This is a genomic window from Vibrio jasicida CAIM 1864 = LMG 25398, assembly GCF_000400365.1.
GTDB classification, from domain to species: Bacteria; Pseudomonadota; Gammaproteobacteria; order Enterobacterales; family Vibrionaceae; genus Vibrio; species Vibrio jasicida.
On record NZ_BAOG01000139.1, the window covers coordinates 1 to 9,445 of the forward strand.

General features: G+C 48.7%; 3 protein-coding genes. All 3 read left to right on the plus strand.

Annotation, left to right across the window (positions count from 1 at the left end):
- On the plus strand, nucleotides 1-6,635 hold a 6,635-nt coding region (locus VJL_RS24615), incomplete at its 5' end, for a tandem-95 repeat protein (protein WP_038881952.1).
- Between the two features lie 166 nt (nucleotides 6,636-6,801).
- On the plus strand, nucleotides 6,802-7,155 hold the full coding sequence (locus VJL_RS24620) for a hypothetical protein (RefSeq protein WP_038881953.1): 354 nt from the start codon (nucleotides 6,802-6,804) through the stop codon (nucleotides 7,153-7,155).
- A gap of 121 nt (nucleotides 7,156-7,276) precedes the next feature.
- Nucleotides 7,277-9,277: a HAMP domain-containing methyl-accepting chemotaxis protein gene (locus tag VJL_RS24625; protein WP_038881956.1), complete on the plus strand. Its 2,001-nt coding sequence runs from the start codon at nucleotides 7,277-7,279 to the stop codon at nucleotides 9,275-9,277.
- The last annotated feature ends 168 nt before the right edge of the window (nucleotides 9,278-9,445 follow it).

Here is a 9,445-nt window from a genome sequence, read left to right on the forward strand (position 1 = left end):
GCCAAGAGCAGCTTCTTGCTCAAGCATCGGATGTAGAAGGCGACGCGCTAACCGCATCTAACCTAGTGGTTGACGGTGATGCAACGGTCACGGCAAACGATGATGGCAGCTTCACCATCACGCCTGATGCGAACTTCAATGGTGACATTGATATCACGTTCGATATCAACGATGGCACCGACACTATTGTTGCAACTGCTGACCTAACGGTTAATCCAGTTAACGACCTACCACAGCCAGAAGATCAAGCGTTCACCATTGGTGAAGATGGCGTCTTGCTGTTCACTGATGAAGATCTGCTTGATGGCGCAACAGATATCGATGGCGATAATCTATCGGTTGAAGGTGTGTCTTACACTGGCGCAGATGGTGTCCTAACCGACAATGGTGATGGCACTTACAGCTTCGCGCCAAACGAAAACTTCAATGGCGATGTGAACTTTACCTTCGATGTTTCTGATGGCACGGATACCGTGACCGCGAATATCGACGTAAGCGTGACGCCAGAGAACGATCCACCGGTAGCAGGCAGTACGTCTTACACGGTGCATGAAGACAACTCAATCACTATCAGTAACGAACAACTATTGGCTAACTCATCTGACGTCGAAGGCGAAGTGGCAATCGACAGCGTCAGCTACAGCGGCACGGATGGTGTGTTCCAAGACAATGGTGACGGTACGTACACTTTCTCGCCAAACGAGAACTTCAATGGCGAAGTGAGCCTAGATGTTGTCGTGGTCGATGAAGACGGTGCGACGGATTCAACTACCGCAGGTATTACAGTACTTGAGGTGAACGATCCACCAATCGCAGGCGCGACCAGCTACTCAGTGAACGAAGACGAAGTCATCACCATTAGCTCTGAGCAGTTATTGGCGAACGCTTCTGACGTTGAAGGTGAAGTTGCGATTGATAGCGTGAGCTACAGCGGCTCCGACGGTATCTTCACCGATAACGGTGACGGTACATTCAGCTTCGCACCAAACGAAAACTTCAACGGTGACGTCAGTCTTGATGTGGTCGTGACCGATGAAGATGGTACAACGGTAGCAACCAATGCAAACATCGATGTTCTTCCAGTCAACGATGCTCCGGTATCAGGTGATTTGGCTTACAGCGTGGATGAAGATGGTTCTATCACTCTCAGCCAAGAGCAGCTTCTTGCACAAGCAGGCGACGTGGATGGTGATGACCTAACTGCATCCAACCTGACAGTTGACGGCAATGCGACCGTTGTTGCGAACGATGATGGTAGTTTCACTATCACGCCGGATGCAGACTTCAATGGCGACATTGATCTGAGCTTCGACATTACGGACGGCGATGCGACCATTCAAGCGACTGCCGATCTGACTGTGAACCCAGTGAACGACCTACCAACGGTTGGTCAGCCACAGTTCGTCACGCAAGAGGATACAAGCTTTACCTTCACTGAAGAGCAACTGCTGCAAAATGCAGGTGATATCGATGGTGATAACCTAACGGTTGAAAACGTTGCTTCTGACAGCGGTACCTTGGTTGATAACGGTGATGGCACTTACACCTTCGCGCCAAACGAAAACTTCGATGGCAACGTGAACGTGACGTTTGATGTCAACGATGGCACCGCAACGGTTCCTGCTGAAGCGAACATTGATGTTCAATCTGTGGTTGATATGCCAGAGCTGTCGATTGCTTCAGACTTGGTGATTGCCTCTGATAACTTCGAGTCTGGCTCGAACGGTTGGAACGCGAACACTGAAAGTTCACAAGGCTTCGAAACGGGCAACATGCTGGGTCGTATTGGTGGCACTGGCGGTGATGAAGCGGTCAGCAAAACTTACGATATTCCAAGTGATGTTAATGAAGTGAATATCTCGTTTAGCTTCTACGAAATCGATTCTTGGGATGGCGAGTCGTTCCAAATCTTTGTCGGCGGCGAACAGCTAACCACCTTGGAGAACTCAGCGTTCCTTACTCAAGATGGTACGACAACGCTTTACGACTCTAACGGTAACGAAGTAGGTGAAGTTGTCCACGGCTCTTCACAAGGCGAAGGCTTCAGTGGTTGGAACGACCAAGCTCACCAAATCAATCTGACGGTTCCTGTCGAGGATGGTGAATTGCAACTTGGCTTCGGTTCAACCTTGAATCAAGACGTTTGGGATGAATCGTTTGGTATCGACAACATCGAAATCACGGTAGCGGACGCGGATTACCAAATCATCGGTACCGAAGATACGCCAGTGCCGCTTGATATCGATGCTGCGTTAACCGATACCGATGGTTCAGAAAACCTCTCTATCTTGATTGAAGATGTGCCAGAAGGCAGCGCACTATCGGTTGGTGTTGATAACGGGGACGGCACTTGGTCACTACAACCAGGCGAGCTAGAAGGGCTAGAGTTTATCCCTTCTGCGGACTTCAATGGCGATGTGACGCTAACCGTAAACGCAATCTCTACGGATGTGGATACAGGTACAACGGCGACAGCGACGCAAGATGTTACGATTCATATCTCGCCAACCAATGATGCACCAGAAGTAACGGGTGATATCGCGGCGGTAACTGCCGAAGACAACAGCATCACGCTAACTCAAGAGCAGTTACTGGAGCACGCTGTTGATATCGATGGTGACGATCTAAGTGCAATCAACCTGAGCACCAATGATGAAAATGCAACGGTTGAAATGAACGAGGATGGCAGCTTCACCATTACTCCAAGCGAGAACTTCTACGGTGACATCGAGTTCACCTACGACGTGACTGACGGGGAAGAAGTGGTCGCGGCTGGTCTCGACTTAACAGTAACACCAGTCAATGACGCGCCAGAGCCACAAGATCAAGCGTTCACCGTGGGTGAGGACGGTCTTCTTACCTTCACAGACGCAGACTTGTTAACAGGCGCGACGGATGTAGAAGGTGACAACCTAACAGTTGAAGGTGTGACTTACACAGGTGCCGATGGTGTCCTAACCGACAATGGCGATGGCACGTACAGCTTCGCACCGAATGAGAACTTCAATGGCGATGTGAACTTTACGTTCGATGTGTCAGACGGTACGGATACAACCTCTGCCAACATTGATGTGAGTGTGACGCCAGAGAACGATCCGCCAGTTGCAGGCAGCACGTCTTACACCGTACATGAAGACAACTCGATCACCATTAGTGACGAGCAACTACTGGCTAATTCGTCGGATATTGAAGGCGGCGTAGACATCAGCAGTGTGACTTACAGTGGTAACGATGGTGTGTTCCAAGACAATGGTGATGGTACGTATACCTTCTCTCCAAACGAGAACTTCAATGGCGAGGTCAGCCTAGACGTTGTCGTTGTCGATGAAGAGGGTGCGACAGACTCAACCACTGCGGGTATTACCGTTCTTGAGGTTAACGATCCACCAATCGCAGGTGCGACAAGTTACTCTGTCAATGAAGATGAAGTCATTATCTTCACGGAAGAGCAACTGCTAGCGCAATCAAGCGATGTGGAAGGTGACGTGAGCCTAGAAAGCGTCTCTTACAGTGGTAGCGACGGCATTCTAACGGCGAATGACGATGGCACTTACAGCTTCGCGCCAAATGAAAACTTCAACGGTGGCGTAAGTCTAGACGTAGTAGTGGCTGATGAAGACGGTGCAACTGCGACAACCAACGCGAACATTGATGTATTGCCAGTCAACGATGCTCCGGTATCTGGCGATTTGGCTTACAGCGTCGATGAAGACGGTTCAATCACATTGAGTCAAGAGCAGTTACTGGCTCAAGCGGGTGACGTCGACAGCGATAATCTAGAAGCAGTGAACTTAACCGCGGTAGCCAATGCAACCGTTGTTGAGAACCAAGATGGTAGCTTTACGATTACGCCTGATGCGAACTTCAATGGCGATATCGACCTGAGCTTCGACTTGATTGATAACGATGGTGCGAGCGTGGAAGTGGGCGTTGACCTAACGGTGAACCCAATTAACGATGCGCCGCAATCAACGCCAGTGAATATTGCTGGCACTGAAGATACCACCATTCTTATCACACAGGACATGTTGCTTGCTAACGCGACAGACATCGACAACACCTACGACGAACTGTCTGCTGTCGACCTAGTGATTGATGAGCAATACGGTGACTTGCTAGACAATGGTGATGGCACTTGGTCATTCACTCCGGCTGAGAACTTCAATGGTGATGTGCCAATGTCGTTCGGCGTCAGCGATGGTGATTTAGTTACGCCGGTTGAAGGCAATCTAAACGTCGAAGCGGTTAACGATGCACCAGAAGCGCCAACCATCCAGATGCAAGGCGAAGAAGATGTGGTCATGGTGATTGACCCAGCTTACATCGCTGATCAAGTTACGGATCTTGATGGTGATGAAATCAGCGTAGAAAGCATCACGGTTCGTGCTCCTGCAAACGCGACATTAACCCAGCAGCCAGATGGTATGTACCACTTGGTAACCACTCAAGACTTCAATGGTTTGGTGGAACTGGGCTACACCGCGACGGATGGTGAAGAAGTGGTTGAAGGCTCGTTGAATGTGGATGTTATTCCAGTCAACGATGCTCCATTTAATGTGGGTAATGCCTTTATGGCAACCGACGAGGATGGTGCATTCACCTTCGACGCTGGCGACCTGATGAACCTGTTCGGCGATATCGATACTGAAAACCTAGTCGTATCACGCATTATCACCGCAGAAGGTGAAGATGGTGGTGAGGTAACAGACAACGGTGACGGTACTTGGACATTCACACCGACAGGCGATTTTGCAGGTGTTTCTGACTTGCAAGTTGTGGTAAGTGACGGTGAGTTTGAGACGGTACTTGATGTACCAGTGTTTGTTCGCCCTGTTGCGGATGGCGCAGTCATCACAACCGACCATGATGGTCCGTTAGTCTTCGGTGAGGACGAAACAGGTCACCTAGGCTTGAATGTCGGTCTAATCGACGATTCAGAAACGCTAAGTAACCTAGTGATGACTGGTTTCCCTGTTGGCTTCGAAGTTACGGATGGTGTGAACACCATTACCATTACGGAGCCGGGTCAATACATCGACTTGAACGAGTGGGATATCTCAGACCTGCAAATGACGCCTCCGGCTGACTTTAATGGCGAGTTCTTCGTAACCGTGACCGCAACAACGGTGGATTATGGCGATGAGCCAGAAGAGTTCGAAGATGGTATCGATTCAGGTGACTTCGAAACCCTAGCGGGTGAAGCAGTTATCCTAACCGCTGATGACCTAATCGGATTGGCAGAAAACGTAGACGCTGACGCGGGTGATGAAGTGAAATTCGTTCACCTAGCTGATCGCAGCCAAGGTGAGATTGTCGATAACGGTGATGGCACATGGACATTCAATCCAGCACCAGGCTTTACTGGTGAAGCGGATATCGCTTACGTGATTGATAAAGACGGTGTGCTTCATGATGAGCAAACAGGTGTGGTCGTGAAAGAAGACGCACCACAAGAGAATGCTTCTCCAGAAATCGACAGCATTTCTACCACAGAAATGGCAGCGGATGGCACCTTGTCGTTCACCAATGATGACATGCTATCGACCTTGAGCGATGCAGAAGGCGACAGCTTGAGCATTGAGTCAGTGAGCCTAATGGAAGGTCAAGGTGTGATAGAGACCGATAACCAAGGTAACTACCAATTCACACCAGCAGAAGGCTACACCGGAGATGTTCAAGTTGGCTTTATTGCAACTGACGGTGAAAACCGCATTGAGAGCTTCTTTAATGTCGACATCCAAGGTGAAGGTGAAACTACTACCAGCGAAGGCTACGCACTCGCTGATGATGGTTCACTAACACTAACGGAAGCACAGTTGATTGATGAGCTTGGCATTAGCCCTTCAGCAGAAGTGTTGGATGTCGCCGATGCAAACGATGCAGGTTTCTTCGCGAAATCAGGTGATGAAGAGTGGACATACTGGCCGAACGATGACTTCGATGGCAATTTGGCTATGGATGTTCAGGTCAACGATAACGGTGAAGTATCGACTCAGAATCTGAGCATCCAAGTTGCGGACGATTCAGCGCAAAGCGACGAGCCACAAATCCAAACTGCTCAAGCATCAGCAGAGCAGCAAGTTGGCGAAGCGCAACAACCTGAAGAGCAAGCAGCAAACGGTGCAGACAGTGAAGAGGAGAGCGCAGCCGATGTGACTGCAGCACCAGGCGATACCATTTCTATCTCGGTTCCAGATGAGGTCAGTGGTAACGAATCGGTGGATTATGCAGAAATGTCCGGTCTACCTGATGGTGCATCGGTAAGCAACGCACTGGATAATGGCGATGGCAGCTTCACATTAAGTGGCAACCTGAACCAACCAGTATCGGTTGACCTACCTGAAGGTTACGAAGGTACGAGCGAAATCCAATTCCAAGGTTACGACGAATTGGGTAGCGCAGTAGAAGGTGCGAGTGACACAGTTGAAGTTGAAGTCGATGATCAATACACCATGCAAGGTTCTGCTCAAGATCAGCAACCAGACATGGCGGGTATGGAATCTGGCGGCAGCGACTGGACAAGTGCAGGTGGTCAAGATCAAGGTGTTGACTTCACGGATGACTCTGGCAGCTTCGACTCGGATACTCAAACGGGTACTGACCAAGGCAACGATTTCGATCAAAGCTCAATGTAACCAACCATAGACGAGGGCAGTGTCATTGCTGCCCAAACCAAAGCCATGCAGAGCCAACTTTGCATGGCTTTTTTGTCGGATTTCTTTCTATGAGCTGTAGAAAAAACTTGGAAATTGAAAAAAGTATTCTTAGTTAGTTAAAGAGTGAATTACAAGGAGGAGCGACATGTACCGTTATGTCAGTTCGCCAAAAGCGTCAAAGTACATAGTACCGCCGCCACTGCATCGTGAGTTATCGTGTATGGATGTGCCGGAGTCAGAACTAGAGATGCGTGAAATTCTGAACAGTTGGTTTGCCGATGGATTGGCGCCCATCATTCAAAATAAAGACAATTACATCTCTGCTAATGAGCAACAGCGCTTTGAGCAGCTCAGTCGTACGGTGGGCGTGCTACTGCGTAATAAAGATTACTATTTTGCCACCAAGCGGATTCTTTCGCTGTGGGAGCAAGACTGCTTAGAAACGACTTACGTTAATTATCTGATTTTACGTAGTGAGCGCATACCATACTTCGAATAAGTCCCATTTCTTGGCTTGAAATAGTGGTTTACATGGTTTTCTTAGTAACTTTTGATACCTGTATTTAACATTTTTGCAAACATCGTTATATTTAAGGCTCATCGTTCTCAGGAGTTTATGGATGAACCTTACGATATCAGGGAAGTTGCAGCTCAGTTTTGTGCTGCTAGCCGTACTTTTTATGGCATCAGCGGTATTCACGTATCGCAACGTCACCACCGTAGAGCAATACGCCTCTTCATTACTTAAATCCGATTTACCGACCGTCGACACCAGCCGCGGTATCCAACAGTCCGTTCAAGCGTCGCTGTCTTCTATTCGAGCCTACATGTTGCTAGGTGGCGATGAAGAGGCGAGCGCACGTCTGAGTGAGGACGTACGCAATATCATGGCGTCAACAGACGAGTCGCTTCCAACGTTGCAGGCTTTGATCTCTGAACAGGATTTTCAAGCGATTCAAAGCCAGTGGGACGCGGTAAAAGTCTCTCTAAACAAGTTGATTGAGCTCAGCCACAGTGATGAGAACTTACCCGCGCACAACCTCTTTATTAACGAAGCGGCACCCATTGCAGAAGTAGCACTTGATCAGCTTCAAAGCTTAATCAACGAAGAGTCAGGAAACCCATTTGGTGGGGACAGAAAGCGTTTGTTTAAAGTCTACGCCGACAGTTATACCTCGCTCGCCAATGCACTGTCTGCTCTGCGAGATTTCCTGTTGTACGGGCAGCAAAATCATCTAGACAAATACCACGACTTGATTAAGTACCATAATCAGTCTGTGGCGGAAATCGACAGCAAACTCGACAGACTTACCGATAACGACCAATCACTGTGGTCACTGTTTAAAGAAATGCAGCAACTGTACTTTCCTTTGGCAGAGCAGGTAATTGCATTGCGTCAATCGCCAGAGTGGAACGAATCAAACTTGCTGATGGCGAACGAACTGTTACCAGCAGCGGATGCACTAGACCAAAGCTTAGAGACGATCGTATTGGCTCAGCAAAGTCGTGCTGATCAAAGTGGAAAGGGTATTAATCAGTCGATCAAGAACGTACTCACCACCATGTTGATTGCTGCGGCATTGGTTTTGTTTGCCGCAGTAGCGATTTCAAAATACATGGGCAATACCATTGGTCGTCGAGTGAAAAACTTATCGGAGCGTGCAAAGACGATCGCTTCAGGGGACGTTTCTCAGCCTCCGCTCACCGTTGTTGGGAAAGATGAATTGGCAGACCTTACCGATTCGATTAACCGCATGAACCAATCGTTAGCGAGCATCGTGGCAGGGGTGAGTGAGAAAGCGCACCAAGTGGATACCAGCATGGGGGCTTTATTGGAATCGGCGCAAGTCACTTCATCGAATGTTGAACAGCAACAGACCAGCATTGTTGAAATGGGAAGCCAATTGGATGAAATCGCTTTAGCCGCGCGTAACACCCTAGATCAAGCCAATCAATCGGTGCAGAAGCTTTCTGATTCAAAAGGCGAGATTGAACAAGGTCGCGATGCACTAGAGCAAAACAAAGTCACCATGGAAAGCTTACATGGCAGCATTGAAACCGCGAGCACGCAAGTGACGCAGTTAAGCAAAGAGAGCGAAGCCATTGGTCGAGTTACGGAGGTGATTGAGGGCTTGGCAGAGCAAACTAACTTACTGGCATTGAATGCCGCGATAGAAGCAGCGCGTGCAGGTGATCAAGGACGAGGCTTTGCGGTGGTGGCGGACGAAGTGCGTATGTTAGCGACTCGCACCACTCAATCGACGACAGAAATCAACGGCATCATTAATGCGATTCAACGCTCGACTAATTCGGTGGTTGAGGAGATTGAACACAGTCAATCACTGGCGGAGCAGGGCGCTGAGCACATTGAAAAAGCGGTAACTCGTTTGCTCATCACTACTGAACAAATTGGTTCTTTGAATGAACAAATGGCAGAACTTGCGGCAGCGGCAGAGCAGCAATCTCATGCGACCAATTCGATCACTGGATTGATGTCCGATATAACTCAATCAGTGGATGAGGTTTCGAATAACAGCCAACGTGCATCAGAGACATCATTGCAAGTAAAAGAGCAAGTTACCGAGCTGAATCAACAGATGGCAACTTTCAAAACGGCGTAGATAAGGTTTACGTCTGTTCATCTACTTTTGAACGTTAACCAAATAGTAAAAAAGCCCCAATCCTTTTTACACAAAAAGGGTTGGGGCTAATTATATGGTCCGCCTCACTCTCAAGCCCTACGCTTAGAGTAGGCTCTCAGAACGAGGTGAACCATATGTCTACCATTC

Coding starts and splice junctions, on each gene's coding strand:
- VJL_RS24625 (WP_038881956.1), top strand. CDS start 7,277: ATGAACCTTACGATATCAGGGAAGTTGCAGCTCAGTTTTGTGCTGCTA.
- VJL_RS24620 (WP_038881953.1), top strand. CDS start 6,802: ATGTACCGTTATGTCAGTTCGCCAAAAGCGTCAAAGTACATAGTACCG.